We start from the raw sequence: 15,115 nt of genomic DNA on the forward strand, positions 1-15,115 counted from the left end.
CGCGTCCTCGGAGACCGCACCCCGGCCGAGGCCATGAGACGCTGGTCGAGAAAGCTCGCTTACCGCTGATTCGCAACGATCAGTGGAAACCGCCCGCGGTCGAGGGGACGGTTCTGCCACTCGGCCATGCCCTCCATCACTTGGTCGGTGATGATGATGGTCCGCTTGGACACCTCGGCGCCGTAGACCTCGGCGAGCTGAGCCGATATCTCTCCGTGCGTGAGGCCCGTCGCGGACAAGGAGAGCACCATCTCGTCGACGCCGGTCAGACGCCGCTGCCGCTTCTTGACGATCTGCGGCTCGAAGCTGCCGGCCGTATCGCGCGGCACCCTCACCTCCACCGGCCCAACATCGGTCAGCACGGTCTTGGCCCGGCTCCCGTTGTGGGAGTTGCCGCTGCCCCGACCGACGGCATCGTGGCGTTCATAGCCGAGGTGATCGGCGATCTCGCCTTCCAGGGCAGATTTCAGGACTCGCTTGGTCAGCTGCTGCAGCAGCCGCCCTGCCCGGTCAACTGCAAGCCCTCCGACCGGGCCCGTTCCACCAGCATCGCGACCAGTTGCTCATCGGACACGGGTGCAGGCTGCCCGGACGGGGCACTCTCGACAGGTTCCACGGTCTCCAACTCCACGGCGGTGTCAGTCACTTGACGTCTCTCCAATGATCGTCGGATCCGCCGTTACATTTACACTCCCGGCTCTGGGGCCGACCCGTCCCGGGGCGCTGTCGCGCTTGAGATGGCGGTGAAGGCCCGCTCCATGTCGGCCTGTGACGTGCGCCAGTTGCTGAACGCTGCGCGCAGGGCCGGTGTGCCTTGGTAGTGCGTGGGGGTGATGAAGGCTTCCCCAGTGGCGGCGACGGCTTGTGCGGTGGCCTGGATCTTCTCCGTCGTGGGGTTGTCGGCGAGAGTGAAGCAGACGACGTTGAGGCGCACGGGCGCCAGGAGCCGCAGGTGAGGCGTGCCCATGATCTTGTCGCCGAGCTGTTCGGCCAGTGCTGTGTTACGGGCGACAACCTCTGCGTGGCCCTCACGTCCGTAGGCGGCCAGGGAGAACCATGCGGTCAGGGCGCGCAGGCGGCGCGAAGTCTCTGGGGTGAGGTGCATGAAGTCGGGGTCGGGCAGGGCGGGCATGCCGAGGTAGGGGGAGGCGTTGTGGAAGACCTTCAGTTGCAGGTCTTGGCGGCGGGTGAACAAGACGGCGCTGTCGTAGGGGACGTTGAGCCATTTGTGCAGGTCGATGCTGAGAGAGTCACCTTGATCGAGGCCCGCGCGGAGGTGGGCGTGCGAGGGAAGGAGCGCGGCGAAGGCGCCGAAGGCCGCGTCGATGTGGAGCCAGAAGTTGTAGCGCTCTTTGAGGGCAGCGATCGCCTCGAGGTCGTCGAAGTCGACTGTGTCGACGGTGCCTGCGTTGGCGACGACGATGGCAGGCCTTCCGCGCAGTGACTCAAGCTCGACCGTGAGAGCGGTGACGTCCACGGCTTCGCGATTGCCGGGTAGGAGCGGCAGTCGGCGCAGACTCGCGCGGCCGAGTCCGAGGATGGACGCGGCCTTGGCGATGCTCGAATGGGGCGCCCCGGACAGGAGGGTGACCGAGCCGAGGGCGGCGACGCCTTCTTCGGAGACGGACACGTCGTGCTGTTGGCCGAGCCATTCGCGTGCCACGGCGAGTCCGGTGACGTTGGACATGGTTGAGCCGGTGACGAAGACTCCGGTGTGCACATCGCTGAGGCCGAAGAGTTCGCGCAGCCATGCGATGGTCTGACGCTCGAGAGCGGCGGCAGACGATCCGGTGCTGCCACCGGCGTTTTGGTCGTAGACGCTGGTGAGCCAATCCGCTGCGAGCGATGCGGGGGTGGTGCCACCGGTCACGAAGCCCAGGTAGCGGGGGCCGGCGCTGCCGGAGAACGCCGGAGCCCAGTCGGTGATGAAGCGGCTCAGTGCCTCTGGCGTTCCTCCGCCCTTCCCCGGCAGAAATTGGAGGTCCGGAGTGACGGGTGGCTGCCAGGCGGGCCGATGGTCCAGCACGTCCAGATGATCGGTGGCGATATCGAGGACGTCTCGCAGGAGTTGGGCGAGTCGAGCGCGGTCTTCGGACAGAAGAGGGTACATAAGGTTCCTTCCTCTGGCGGATCGGAGGCCAGGCGGCCGAGGGCCGTGCCGTCCTGCAGGGAACTCGGTCGACACATTGTCGCCGAGGCCCACCATGCCCGTCAGCAGCTGTGACAGGTGGCGACGGGCGGTCACATCGGTGGAGGTGCTCTCAGGCGGCGGGCTTTCGCGTGTGGTAGAACCGGCAGTCCAGAACAACGCCGTCCAGGCCGCGAGTCAGCACGTAATCCACCAGGTCCGACGTACGGTTGATGACGGCGGCCCCGTTGAAGTTCAGCGACGTGTTGTGTGCGGTGACCGTCCGGGTACGTGCCGTGCCATCGACGTGCGTCACTGCCGGGAGTTGCTGGTGGTCGCGTACTTGCTGGAAGTGGCACATGCAGCGGCTGGTGCCCGACCAGTGGAAGCACCTGTCGACATCCTCCGCCCGGCAGACCGGGGCGATGGGCCGTTATTCCTCCCGGCCCTTGATCTTGTTCAGCCGCTCCTGCATGTCGGACGAACTAGGCCGCACCTCCCGAACGGTGCTGCGCCAGCCCGGGGGTGACGTCGGAAATGACGTGCCTGCTCCTCGCCCTTTCAGCAGCACCTCGACGAGCCGGAGTCAGTCGTCGGCAACGACGGGCAGGACCAAAGCAGGCGGGTTGCGGCGGAAACGGCCAGGCGAGACGCCGTACTCGCGAGCGAACGCCCCGGAGAAGGCGAATTCCGTCGAGTACCCGACCTCGCGGGCGATCATCGCCAGCGTGGCGTCAGTCTCCCTGAGCAGCCGGGCACCGCGACTCAGCCGCCAGCTGATGAGGTAGGACATCGGCGGCTGGCCCACCCCCTCGGTGAAGCGTCGCGTGAAAACGGCGCGAGGCAACCCGGCCACCTCACTCAAGCGGCTCACCGACCACTTGTGCTGCGGATTCTTGTGTATCGCCCACAGGACGGCGGCGATCTCGGGGTCATCGGTGCGCGGCCATTCCGCCGAACCGTGCTGCTCGTGCCACTGACGCAAGGCGTGGACCAGGATGAGGTCGAGCAGCGCAGGAAGGGCGACCGCAGCGCCCATGTCGGCTTCGGACGAGTCCGAGGTGAGCAGGTCGATCAGGGCACGCGTCTGCGGATGACGGTCGTCGTCCGGTGTCAAGACAATCAGATCGGGCAGGGTACGGAGGTACTGCGGGGTGCGGCCCGGCTCCAGCTGGTAGACACCACACAGGAACTCGAAATCGCATGACTCAGCTCTCGGCGGCGCCGGGCGCATCACCATCGGTGGCAGGTCGCGCAGGGCACACGGGGTGGGACTCAGGCCGTGGTCGGCTCCGGACGTCACGAGCACGATGTCGCCCGGTTCCAGGGCGACCGGCTCCTGGGCCTCCGAGATGAGCCAGCAGGTGCCGCGCAGCACGACATGAAAACCGGTGCCGTCGAACAGGGGAAACCGAACGCCTTGGCAGTCGTACTGCCGAACCACGCGGCTCCCGGGGCTTCCGATGCGAACGGCCTGAACTACCTCGCTCACTAGGTCCACTCAGCCGATGTTAGCGACGTCGCCGGTCAGGTTCGTATAAAGCCGAGCCGCTCGCGTATGGTCCGAAGCTGGCGACAGTAGGTTGGATCTAGGCATGATCACCTACTCTCTCGAACACCCGACGTGCGAAACCCTGCGTAATCACGCGGAGAAGGCCGAGGCCGCCGACCGGCCCGCCGTGGCGAGCCTGGAAGCTCTGCGCAGCGACGGGATCTTCGCCTTGCGCACGCCCCAGGACCACGGCGGAAGCTGGGTGGATGCGGAGACCATGGCCCAGTGCCTCATACAACTGGGCCGGGCTTGCCCGTCCATGGCCTGGATCGCTGGTACCTGCGTGACGGCGAAGGACCTCGTTGTCAGGAGTTTCGCGGATGCATCGGTGCGCGACTCCTTCTTCGCGGATCCCGATGCGCTTTTCTGTGGTTCGGGCGTCCCCGCGGGCGCGGGCAGGAGGGTGCCCGACGGCGTGCGTGTCAGCGGCCGGTGGCCGAACGTCTCGGGGTGTGAAGACGCGGCTTGGGCCAACCTCGCCGTCATGGTGGAAGGCACGTTTTCCTTCGCTGTCGTTCCCGTGGCCGATTTGACGGTCGAGCGAACATGGCAGATGGCAGGCATGCGCGCCACGGGCAGTCACACCCTGGTCGCCGACGACCTACTGGTCCCGACTGAGTACATCGTGCAGGCAGCGGCGTTCACCGTGGGAGACATGCTGCTGTATGCCCTCACCGCGCTGGGCCCGGTGGTAGGGGCCGCCAAGGGCGCACTCGACGCCACCGAGGCGATGTTCGCGTCGGACAGGAAGCCGTTCATGACCCAGTACACGCGTATGGGGGAGTCCTCCGGAGCCCGGCAGTGGTTGGCGGAGGCGACCCATCTGGTGAACCGTGCCGAACAAACCCTGCTGTCGATCGCGCGGACTATCGGCACGCCCGACCTGCCCGCGACGGAAAGGCCGCGTCTGCAGATGGACCTCGCCGACGCAGGACGTGACTGCAGGGCAGCCGTTGAACGCATGCTCGACCTGCACGGCGCGAGCGGATTCCGAACGTCCAACGTCCTCCAGCGGCACTGGCGGGATCTGTCCGTTGCCAGCCGTCATCCCCACCTCAATCCGTACCTTGCCGTCGAGTCCTACGGCACCACCTTGGTGGAGCACCTCTGACACACACGGGCACGAGCCGGGATGCCGCTGCCGCCTCGCTCACGGCATGCTTTCGCGGAAGTGTCACGCCGACGAACAGAGTTGCCCGCGTGTCTGACTGACCGGGGCGACGCGCTTGCGAGCATGGGCAGACAGGCCGGGGCAGATTCCGGTCGGCCTGATCCCCGCCTGCGGAACACCTCCCTGCTTCGGGTTCTGGCCGCGGGCGTCACGCTGCGGCTCCGGGGGACGCTGACAAGTGACCGGGCGGAACCGGCTGTCACGGAGAGGGCAGACTTCTGATGACGCCCGGCTGGCCGTACTCGATCATGGCCGCATTGGTACGGGCTGCGCATCGTGGACGGCCGTGCTGGAAGCTGCCCCTCAGGAGCCCGGATCCGATGTCTCGTCGAGTGGACCTTCGCCTGGCTGCGCCAGTTCAAGCGACTCCGAATCCGCTACGAGATACGCGCTGACCTCTACGCCGCACTGCTCCAACTCGCACGCAGCACTATCCGCTGGAGGCGAATCCGACCTTTATGGTCTCCTCGTGGGCCGACCCCGTCCGCGCCTGCCGGACGTCCGCGTAGGCGATATCGGTCGAGTGGTCCAGGCGGACCCCGGAGGGGCCGTCGTGCAGTGCTGCGACAACCGGGCTGAGGGTGAAGGCGGATGGCGCATCTTCGGCTTCACGGACGCCCCCCCGGTCGTGAGCACGTCCAGGACGCGGCGTACCCGCTCGGCGGGAATCCCGCCGATGCCCGCGAGAGCCTCGACGGTCGTGGGGTGAAGCCAGCGCATCCAGCCACGCCGCAGTCGCCGCCGCGCGCATCAGGTCGACCATCTGACCGCCGCCCATTGCCGCAGACGCGTGCGAGCGTTCATGGCTGCCTGAACGCGACCGAGTTCCGACTCCGTATTCACAGCGTTCTGCCCTCTCGGAATGTGAGCGTCATCGTCAGCCAAAGTGCCCATGTGGCTTCGTAACCGAGAGCCGACACCGTTTGTCACCGAGTTTGGGCAGCGCTTGTCGATCGCAGAGCCCGAAAATGTTGGTGCGAACTGACACCGGTGCGGGATGGGTGAACCCTGTGTCGCCGCGCTGCGCGGCTCTTGCTAAGTGCGTGGTCCGCGTCAACCTGACCGGGACCTTCCTGTGCATGATGTACGAACTGTCCGCGCTGCGGGCCGGGGAGGCGGTGCGATCGTCAACATCGCCTCCAACGGAGGCCTGTACGCGATTCAGACCGCCCCCGCCTACGTGGCCGCCAAGCACGGCATCGTCGGGCTCACCAAGGTCGCAGCGGTCGACTACGCACCGGACAACATCCGGGTCAACGCCGTGTGCCCCGGCCCGACCCGCACTCCCGGTTTCGAGGAGGTGGCAGCCGGCACCGACATGATCGCGCGGCAGGCAGCGATCACACCGCTCGGCCGGCTGGCCACGCTGGAGGAGTCCCCGTCGGGGCTGCCTTCGAGGGCGTGTACCGCCCGTCAGTACCGGTGTGCCTGACGGGCTCTTCACGAGTGAGGGTGAGGTGGGGCGCCGCTCGCGGGCGCCCCACTCCGTCAGAGGCTCCAAGCGGAAGATCAGTGGTGGGCGTACACGTAGGGCTTCAGCGCGGGCTCGTCCGCATACGCCGGAGCGTTCGCGATGTTGGTGGTCGAAGTCTCGTTGAAGCCGGCCAGGTCGGTTTCGTAGGTGGACGGGTTGACGCCCGGCATCAGGGTCTGCTTGCAGACGGAAGACGGGATGTCGGCCGCCTTGGCGGGACCAGGCTTGGTGATGGCGTCCATGGCGAGGGCGTAGGCGACGGGATCGCTGGTTCCGATGGCGATGTGGTCGCTCGTGTCCGCCGGGCAGATGTCCTGGAGTGAGATGTTGGAGACGCGGTGGGCGGGGCCGCGAAGGTCGGTCGTGCCCTGAGGAGTGACGAACTGGTCGTGCGTGGTGGACAGCGAGGTGTAGGAGATGCCGGGGAAGGTCTCCTGGCCGGAGTTGGTGGCCTCGATGAACTTGGCAGTCGTCTTGAGCTGCAGGTTGAACGCCGGACCGTTGCCATGGGGGTACAGGTCGTCATTCTGGCTCGAGCCGTGGTTCAGGCCGGCAAGACCCACGTAGTCGGCGACCATGGCTCGGGTGTCGGGCCAGAAGCGCAGGGCGAAGCGGGCGCTGACGCCTCCCTGGCTGTGCCCGATCAGGGCGATCTTCCGGCCGCTGAGCTCGTGTGTGTGGCGGATGGCGTTGACGATGTATTCGGCGGACACCTGGATGTCGCCGACTGAGTTGTTCGGCAGGGTGACGGTGCAGTACGGGTAGCCGGCCTTGTCCATGGCGGGCAGCCAGTTCCAGGCGTACGCCTCCGGGCCGATGCCGGTCGGCGGAACGAACAGGGCGACTTCCTGGTGGGCGTTCTTCACGGTCGGGGTGCACTTCACAGCCGACTCCAGGTCGTCGGTGGGTACCGACAGACGGGGCCCGGGACGGTTGATCGGGGAGTACCGCGTGGTGGAAGCGCCGGAGCCCGCGTTCGAGGTGGTCGGGGTGGCGGCGATGGCAGCCGGCGCTGCGGTCGTGGCGAGCAGCGCGGCACAGAGGGGAAGGAGCAATCGCTTCATGCCGAGGACGCTAAAACCTCACGCTTATGTCAGATGCAAGGTGAGACCTCGCAGATGTGACGGTTGTTACGCGCAGGACTTCGGCGCGGCGCACACTGCCGGGTACCTGTTCCCGGGCTCAGCTCCGGGCGCCCACCCTGCGTGACGGCCAGGCTCCTCGTGCACGAGCGTCGTCCCGGGGTGACTCGGGGCGTGAGCATTCCGGCGCGGAAGGAGTGGTTGCGTTGAGCAGCGACTCACGGTGAGCGCGGGCCACGTCCATCATGCGTTCAAGCGTGTCTCGAGCCAGACGAAGCTCGTCGATCTGTGCCGTGATTCTGCTGTGTTCGCGGGCCATCCGCTCCAGGGCCGCGTCGGAGTTGTGTGTGCTGGGGGAGTCGGCGCACGGCATGAGGTCGGCGATGGTCCGGCTGGACAGGTTGGCCGCATACAGGCCTTGGATGAAAGCGACGCGGTCGGCGTCGTTCTCCGTGTAGTGCCGGTGCCCGCCGGTGCTGCGGGTACTGGTGAGCAGTCCTTGCTCTTCGTAGTAGCGCAGTGATCGCACGCTGACTCCCGTACGTGCGGCAAGCTCTCCGATGCGCACGGCTACCTCCTTTGACGGTCTCCGCACCTGGAGCGTGTAAGCGTTGTCACACTTTGCCGAGACGCTTTCGACTTGCATCTGACGTCTGTGTCAGATTTTAGCGTTGTCCTGTGCTTCGAAACGTTGGGGCACAGAGCACGAAGGAGAAGCGAATGCCGTCCCTGTTCAGCGCCTACCCCCTGGGCGGGCTGACTCTGCCCAACCGGGCTGTGATGGCCCCGATGAGCCGGGTCAGGGCTGCCGCCGGTGGTCTGGCGACGCCTGCGATGGCCACCTACTACGCGCAGCGCGCCACGGCCGGACTGATCGTTTCGGAGGGCGTCCAGCCCAGCCTCGTGGGACAGTCCAATCCGGGCACGCCCGGACTGCACACCGACGAGCAGGTGGCCTCCTGGCGGCAGGTGACCGACGCCGTGCATGTCAACGGAGGTCGCATCTTCGCCCAGATCATGCACGGCGGCCGGGTCTCACATCAGGACACCACAGGATTCCAGCCGGTCGGCCCTTCGGCGGTTCCCGGCGAAGGCAGTGTCTTCACGCTGAGCGGTCCGCAGCCCATGCCCGTTCCCCGGGCGCTTGAGACCGACGAGGTACCCCAGCACGCCCGCGCCTACGCGGACGCGGGCCGCCGCGCCGTCGACGCGGGCTTCGACGGGGTCGAGCTGCACGGCGCCAACGGCTACCTGATCTCCCAGTTCCTGTCGTCCAACGCCAATCTTCGCGACGACCGCTACGGTGGCTCGGTCACCGGCCGGATCCGGTTCGCGGTCGAGGCGGCCGCCGCCACCGTCGAGGCCGTGGGCGCCGCCCGTACGGGCATCCGCCTGTCGCCCGGCGGAGGCTTCTGGGGCGTGGTGGAGAAGGACGCCGCCGAGCTGAACATCGCTCTGCTGGAGGAGCTGGCCCGCCTCGACCTGGCCTACGTGCACCTGGAGGCCACCACGGATGAGGATGTACTCCTCCGGCTGCGCAGAACGTGGCCAGGGGCCTTGATCGTCAACCCCACCGTGCCCAACGGCCCCACACAGACCGGACTGACCGAGGCCGACCACTGGCTGAACCAGGGCGCCGACCTGATCAGCTTCGGCCGCGGCTTTCTCGCCAACCCCGATCTGGTCGAACGCCTGCGCACCGGGCTGCCCGTCGCACGCGTCGAACAGGCCACCTTCTACCAGGGCGGTGACGCCGGCTACATCACCTACCCGACCTATCAGCACGTGGCCTGACCCAGCCGCTAAAAGGGGCCCGTCACATAGGGAGTGAGAACAGCCGTACTGGCCCTGAGGGCCACCGGGCATCGTCGCGCAGGGGCGTCACCATGGTCCGCAGCGGCATGGTCACCAGGCGGCCTTCAGGTTGTTCGACGAGTACGTCCTGACTCCGGCACCGGCAAGTCGCACCTGCTGATCGCGCTGGGCCGCCGATCAGGCAGAGCGGCAGGCCCTTCTTGACCCACTCGCAGGTCGCCAGGGTGTGGATGACCGCCGGGTCCACGCTGCGACTGCCTGCTGCGATCGGCGACGCCGAGGCAGAAGAGCACTTCGGTATCTGGCACGACGGCCGCCTCGTGGCACACGCCGGTCGCTGGGGTTCGCCTCGAAGTCGAAGGCCCGCAGCGATTTCTCGCGTGGGAACTGGGCGGCCTTGATCCGCCGCTCCGAACGGCGGCGGGCCCTGTCGTCGCATTCGGCCATCGGCAGTTCGGCGAGGAAACCGCGATACGACATCTGGTCACGGGCGGCGGCTTCGGCCAGCTCGGGGAACTGGGCGCGGATGGTCGGCAGCCGCAGTATCCGGCATGCCTGGTCGACAGCAGCGTCGGAGGCCTGTTCGGTCAGCCCGCGGTGGCGTTTGAACGTCGTCATGGCCTGTCTCCCTCGACGGCAGAACGGTCCGGCTGCTGCGGTCGCAGCAGTTGGTCGTAGGCCGCGACCGAGGGCAGCGGCCGGTTGTCGGGCGGCAGGTGGGCCAGGCGCCGTTCGGTCAGGAACGTCACACTCGCCCGGTCCGGCTCCGGATCTGCCGTCGTGGCCGGCGCGTCGTCAGCCTCGGCGGCCTTGCGGGCTTCCAGTGCGACCGCGTCCGCGGTCAGGGCGCCTGCCCGCAGGGCGGCGGCGAGCCCGGTCACCAGGTACTCGTGATGAAGATGCCGTCCCAGCAGCAGGACCTCGATCAGAGCGCGGGTGCCGTCCCGGTCACCGTGGGCCTTGCAGGCGGCCGCCCACCAGGCGTCGTGGACGGGGGTGAACTTGCCTGCGGAGCGGGCCTGTTCCAGCGCGGTCGCGCCGGGGAAGGCACCGGGCTTGCGGATCAGGGCCTCCAGGTAGTGGTCCAGTTCCAGGCGGGTCTGGCCCTTGGCGATGAGCCGCTCGTGCCGGGCGACCTGCTTGCGGCCGTCGTAGACGACGACCTCGGAGGCATGGAGCATCACCCGGACGGTCCGGCCGATCAGCCCCACCGGCACCGAGTAGCGGTTCGTGCGAACACTGACCTGCGCGTATCTGTCCACCCGGAGACTGAACAGCCGCCCGGTCTCGAACGGCTCGTCCGGAAGCGGCTGCAGCAGCGGGCGTTCCACGGCGAAGTACTCGCCGATAGTCCGCGGCCGCGACCGAATGCGGCGGTCATCGTCCTCGGCGTCCCACCGATCCACCATCGAGTTGAGTTCGGCTAGGGAGTCGACTTCCGGGACGGGGACGAGGTGGTTCCGGCGGAACCAGCCGATCTGGCCTTCTACCCCGCCCTTCTCATGGGCTCCTGCGAGGCCCGGGCGGCAGTACATGCTTTCGATTCCGTAGTGCGAACGGAACGCGGTCCACCGCTCGTTCTCCCCCCGCGCTCTCGACAGGCCCAGCACCCGGGCGACCGCGGCCCGCAGGTTGTCATAGCGCACCTTGCCGCAAGGGACGCCGCCCAGCACGCTGAGAGCGTGGACGTGGCCTTCGAAGAACGCCTCCTGCCCGCACGAGGCGAAGATGCGGTGCACCGCCTTGCCGGAGTACGACAGGCGCATCGAGAAAAAGTAGACCTTGACCTGCTCGCCGGCCAGACGGATCGTCACGTCGCCGAAGTCGACCTCGGCTTCCGCCCCCGGCATGTGGGTCTGCGGGATGAACGCGTTCAGCGGCCCACGTCCCGCCTCGATCCTTATCTGCGGCCGGCGAACAGCGACATAGGCCCGCACCATCGGATAGGTCACCTCCACCGCACCGTGCTCGTCCAGCAGCCGGTCGAAGATCCGCTTGACGGTATGCCGCTGCTTGCGCGGCGCGTCCAGATCCGCCCGGGGCATCTGGTCAATGGCCGGCTTGAAGGCGTCGAGCCGCGTCTTGCGGGGCGGCAGCTGCTTGCGAGGCTCCGGCCAGACGGACTCCATGGCCGCCCTCACCGTCCGGAAGCCCACCCCGTACTTGTGCTGCAAGGCCCGGTTCGACATCCCCGCCCGGGCATCGCGGCGTATCGCCGCGTACAGATCGACCTTGGACTTCGGTGGCACCGGCGCCCCCTTACCTCGCAGAGCATCCCCGGCGTCCCACCGCAAGCCCCCAAGTGGTGTCAAAACTCGGCGATATCACTCTCCGCCAACACCGGGCGGTGTCGCCGCCGATCGACAACCGGTGTCAGGACTCACCGATAAAGCCACCCATGCTTACTTCTACCGTCTGTGTGAGCAGCCTCAGACGCGAGCGGCAGGTGACGGGCGCGTCTCCCGTACCGTCTTTCAAGACCCGATCATCAGCACGTCAGCCGGCGTCGTGTTGAGGTCTCCCGGTCGCCGGCGGACCGAGTTGCGCGAACGGGCCGACGGTCGTGGTTCCCACGCGGGCTGTTCGGGACATCACGCGTGGGACCTCGTCACGGGGCGCGCGTGTTTACGCGTCGGGGAGTGTCTGGCGGGTCCCTGAGTGGGCGGCGCGAGCGACGGCGGCAATCAGGCGCGCGTTGTGCAGAGCGTGGTCGAAGCCGGGTGTGTCGTGGCTGCCCGTCTCCAGGTCGTGGGCCAGGCTGGCGTACATCTGCGCCACGTTCACCGCCGGGTCGGCGGGGCCACCGCCTGCCACCGGGGCTTCCGGCGCGTCGAACGGGACGCTCGAGGTCAGGGTCAGGTTTCCGCCCTGGACCCCGTACATCGTTCCCCCCGTCAGCTTGAGCCAGCCCTCGCTGCCGAGTATCTCGAACACGAAGTCCGCGTCGTCGGCGGGGACACCGCCGACGACACTGACGTTGAAGGTAGCGCCGGACGTCGTCCTGCCGAGGATGTCGGCGTGGTCGGGTACCTCGCGTGCGGTGGTCGCGCCGGTGTCCATGACGGTGACGGTCGGCCAGAGGGTTTCGGTGCGGGCGTCGACATCGGTGATGTCACCGAGCACGCCCTCCACGATGTCGAGGGTGTGACCGGCGGTGATCGTCAAAAGGTTGGCGCCGGAGTCGGCTTTCTCGAAATAGAGATAGGGGTCCAGGGTGATGCCACCGAAGCCCATGGAGGTGGAGACGACCCGAGCTCTCAGAGGCTCGCCGATCCGGCCGTCCGCGACGATCTCCGCGGCCCGGCGCACCGAGGGATTCAGCCTGCCCTGCAAACCGATGGCGGTCGTGTGCGAGGCGGCCTTCGAGGCGAGTTCCTCTGTCTCCTCCACCGAGACCCCGAGAGGCGCCTCACTGTAGACCGCCTTGCCTGCACTCAGCGCGGCCAGGACCAGCTCCCGGTGAGTGGGCACCTTGACGGAGACAGTGACCACGTCGATCGCCTCCTCGCTCATCATGTCCAAGGGGTCGGCGAACCACTGCTCCACACCGAACGCCGCTGCCGCTGCGCGTGCGCTGTCCTCGTGCCGCGTGGCGACCGCGACCAGCTCCGCATGAGGATGGCCTTGCAGCGCCGGGACGTGCGAGACCTGGGCCCAGCTGGCCTTCGTGTCCGCGCCGACGATTCCGATACGAATTTTCCTGGGGGGCATCAGTCAGTCCTCTGAGACGGGTTCTGGAGGGTGCGGTCCGGGTCTGGGACGTGCGGTGGCCGGAGGCCGACACCGCCGGCACCGGCATCGCGAGGACGCATGGCACGGCAGGCACAGCCGCAGCGGGTGCTCCGCGTCCGTCGTGGCCGACGGCGCGCTGAGCCGTAGGAAGGAGTCGCGACTCCTTCCTACCGCGGCCTTCCCGGGCCGGACCAGGTCGCGACGAACCTGGTCACAACAGGACCACCCACAGGTGCGCACACCGTGTATATCGTGGACGGATGCCACAAGATCGAGCCGAGCTCGGGGCGTTCCTGCGGTCCCGCCGGGATCGGCTGTCCCCCTCGCAAGTCGGCCTCAAGGTGCTTCCCGGAGCTCGGCGTGTGCCCGGACTGCGGCGTGAGGAGCTGGCCGTACTGGCCGGCTTGAGTGCCGACTACTACAGCCGGCTCGAACAGGGACGTCAGGCCAACGTCTCGGCGGGTGTCCTCGACGCGCTGGCCCGAGCGCTGCGCCTCGACGAGGTCGAGCGCGCGCATCTTCGCGATCTGGCCGACCCTGCCGCGCTGCACAGCGGCGACGACCCGCACGCTGTGCAGAGTCCGGCTCCCGGGTTGATACGAGTGATGCGCACCCTGGACCACACGCCTGTACTCCTGCTGGGGCGCGCAGGCCGGGTCCTGGCCCGCAATGCCCTGCTCGCGGAGGTCCTCGGGCGGCCCCTGGAGCCGGGATCGTCATTCGTCCGCTACATGTTCCAGGATCCTGTCGCCCGTGAGCGCATCACCAACTGGTCGCACTTCGCCGCCGCGACCGTCGCCGCACTGCGTCGCGAGATGGCGCGCCGGCCGTACGACGACCAATTGGCAGACTTCGTGGACGAGTTGCGCACCACAGACCGTGACGTCGCCCGCTGGTGGGACGAACACGCCGTCGTCGACTTCAGATCGGCGAGTAAGCGCATCGAGCACCCGGTGGCCGGTCCCATGCTCTTCGACATCGAGCACGTCAGCACGCTTGACGAGCTGGAGCAGCACCTCGTCATCTACACGGTGGACCCCGACTCGCCCACCGCCCACGTCCTGCCGATGCTGGCCAGCTGGAGCGCCTCCCGTCAGGCATGACCGGAGCTGTCTTCCTGCCCACCATGGCCGGACGCGGTCCGTCCGTCGGTTGACCATGAGCCAGTCAGGGAGGTCTTCTCACGGTGGCGTCCCGCGTGGCCACGCTGCCCGGGGTCCCTGCGGGAACCATTGCGGTCGTCAGTACCGACGAGGCCGAGGAGTTCGGCCCCGGGCCACGGGTGGCGCTTCCACTGCCTGCGCTCTGAAGGCCGGTGCGGCGCCTCCGTCCTTTGCCCAGGTCGGCGTAGGTCGTGCGGCAGCGGGGCACCGTGTGCGTGACGAAGTGAAGCTCCTGGTAGAGGAGTTGCCGACCAAGATCAACCTGTCCGCCCGGAGCTTCGCATGCTTGTCTACCCATCGGGACTCGACCTGTCCAGTTCAGCCCTACGGTTTTTGGCCGGGAAGCTGACGGCTTTGCGCCGTGAACGCGGAACACGGTGGCGTCGGCTCGGAACGGACCGACAGGCCCTGCTGGTCCCGGCCCACCTGCGATGCGGACACACCTACGCCCAGCTGGCCACCGGGTTCGGCATCAGCCTCAGCACCGTCTACCGGTACGTGAGCGAGGCTGTAGGGCATGACCTGCGTCCTGGACCCCAAGCGGGCAGCCTGCCGCCTGCGCAGCGAGGAAGACAGCACCCGCCGCACCCCAGACCTCGACGACTGCCGCCCGAACTGGTCAACATCGCGCGGGCCGATCGCGACATCGAACACGTCCTCGTCCAGATCGAGCAGCTACGACCGCTCGTCGACGACCCGCTGGCTCCCGCCTTCCGACACACCCGCGAACAGCACGAACTCGACTGCCTGGAACGCATCGTCGCCGCCCACGACCCGACTGGAGAACTCCACGATGGTCACCGACCACGACGACGAACGCGACGCCATCACCGCAGCGATCCAACGGCTCCTCGATGGCCGTCCAACCCGGTCCACCGGGGCGCTCACCACGCAGCAACTCGCCGCTGAGGCGGGCGTCAAGCGCTGGGTCCTCACACACAAGCACGTTGACCTCAAAGGGAATTCGTCCGCCGAAAGTCCGAAGCGAACGGCATCCC

At 67.6% G+C, this 15,115-nt stretch carries 11 protein-coding genes and 4 pseudogenes; 5 read left to right on the forward strand and 10 right to left on the reverse strand.

The genetic code is table 11. The features are described 5' to 3' along the window. Positions 1-98: 98 nt before the first annotated feature. The 4 genes and pseudogenes from H293_RS53270 to H293_RS0142625 all read right to left on the reverse strand — a co-directional run. Positions 99-550 (reverse strand): annotated as a pseudogene (locus H293_RS53270) (transposase); the annotation flags it as partial. Positions 551-685: 135 nt separating this feature from the next. Then, positions 686-2,110 (reverse strand): pyridoxal phosphate-dependent decarboxylase family protein, encoded by a 1,425-nt coding sequence (locus tag H293_RS0142615; RefSeq protein ID WP_020123882.1) that lies wholly within the window; start codon positions 2,108-2,110, stop codon positions 686-688. Positions 2,111-2,261: 151 nt separating this feature from the next. Beyond that, on the reverse strand, positions 2,262-2,555 hold the full coding sequence (locus H293_RS0142620; RefSeq protein ID WP_078612856.1) for a carbamoyltransferase C-terminal domain-containing protein: 294 nt from the start codon (positions 2,553-2,555) through the stop codon (positions 2,262-2,264). Positions 2,556-2,714: 159 nt separating this feature from the next. Continuing rightward, a complete protein-coding gene (locus tag H293_RS0142625) occupies positions 2,715-3,629 on the reverse strand; it encodes an AraC family transcriptional regulator (protein WP_028808694.1) in 915 nt (304 codons plus the stop codon). A gap of 94 nt (positions 3,630-3,723) precedes the next feature. On the opposite strand from H293_RS0142625, the gene H293_RS0142630 reads away from it, so the two are divergent. Then, the gene (locus H293_RS0142630) at positions 3,724-4,791 is read left to right on the forward strand and encodes an acyl-CoA dehydrogenase family protein (protein WP_020123885.1); all 1,068 of its coding nucleotides are present in this window, start codon (positions 3,724-3,726) and stop codon (positions 4,789-4,791) included. Positions 4,792-5,894: 1,103 nt separating this feature from the next. After that, positions 5,895-6,283 (forward strand): annotated as a pseudogene (locus H293_RS53275) (SDR family NAD(P)-dependent oxidoreductase); the annotation flags it as partial. Positions 6,284-6,360: 77 nt separating this feature from the next. Here H293_RS53275 and H293_RS51335 read toward each other — a convergent pair. Together H293_RS51335 and H293_RS0142645 are read right to left on the reverse strand one after the other, a co-directional pair. Further along, positions 6,361-7,389, reverse strand: coding sequence for a lipase family alpha/beta hydrolase (locus tag H293_RS51335; RefSeq protein WP_158694520.1), 1,029 nt, complete (start codon positions 7,387-7,389; stop codon positions 6,361-6,363). A 118-nt stretch (positions 7,390-7,507) separates the two neighbouring features. Continuing rightward, positions 7,508-7,975, reverse strand: a complete 468-nt coding sequence (locus tag H293_RS0142645; RefSeq protein WP_020123887.1) for a MerR family transcriptional regulator — start codon at positions 7,973-7,975, stop codon at positions 7,508-7,510. 152 nt (positions 7,976-8,127) lie between these two features. On the opposite strand from H293_RS0142645, the gene H293_RS0142650 reads away from it, so the two are divergent. Further along, on the forward strand, positions 8,128-9,201 hold the full coding sequence (locus H293_RS0142650; protein ID WP_020123888.1) for an alkene reductase: 1,074 nt from the start codon (positions 8,128-8,130) through the stop codon (positions 9,199-9,201). A gap of 193 nt (positions 9,202-9,394) precedes the next feature. Here the strand turns inward: H293_RS0142650 and H293_RS59730 are convergent. The 3 genes and pseudogenes from H293_RS59730 to H293_RS0142660 all read right to left on the reverse strand — a co-directional run. Continuing rightward, positions 9,395-9,840, reverse strand: a pseudogene (locus H293_RS59730) (ATP-binding protein); the annotation flags it as partial. Further along, on the reverse strand, positions 9,837-11,471 hold the full coding sequence (gene istA / locus H293_RS0142655) for an IS21 family transposase (RefSeq protein WP_020123889.1): 1,635 nt from the start codon (positions 11,469-11,471) through the stop codon (positions 9,837-9,839). The gene istA and the pseudogene H293_RS59730, both read right to left, overlap by 4 nt. 376 nt (positions 11,472-11,847) lie before the next feature. Further along, positions 11,848-12,933, reverse strand: a complete 1,086-nt coding sequence (locus H293_RS0142660; RefSeq protein ID WP_020123890.1) for a Gfo/Idh/MocA family protein — start codon at positions 12,931-12,933, stop codon at positions 11,848-11,850. 281 nt (positions 12,934-13,214) lie between these two features. Between H293_RS0142660 and H293_RS0142665 the strand changes: the two genes are divergently transcribed. Together H293_RS0142665 and H293_RS55985 are read left to right on the forward strand one after the other, a co-directional pair. Further along, positions 13,215-14,057, forward strand: coding sequence for a helix-turn-helix transcriptional regulator (locus tag H293_RS0142665; RefSeq protein WP_028808695.1), 843 nt, complete (start codon positions 13,215-13,217; stop codon positions 14,055-14,057). A 342-nt stretch (positions 14,058-14,399) separates the two neighbouring features. Next, positions 14,400-14,630, forward strand: a pseudogene (locus tag H293_RS55985) (helix-turn-helix domain-containing protein); the annotation flags it as partial. Positions 14,631-14,792: 162 nt separating this feature from the next. Here H293_RS55985 and H293_RS59490 read toward each other — a convergent pair. Continuing rightward, a complete protein-coding gene (locus tag H293_RS59490; RefSeq protein WP_199790265.1) occupies positions 14,793-14,945 on the reverse strand; it encodes a hypothetical protein in 153 nt (50 codons plus the stop codon). Positions 14,946-15,115: the final 170 nt, after the last annotated feature.

This window comes from Streptomyces canus 299MFChir4.1 (assembly GCF_000383615.1).
In the GTDB taxonomy this organism is placed as follows: domain Bacteria; phylum Actinomycetota; class Actinomycetes; order Streptomycetales; family Streptomycetaceae; genus Streptomyces; species Streptomyces canus_C.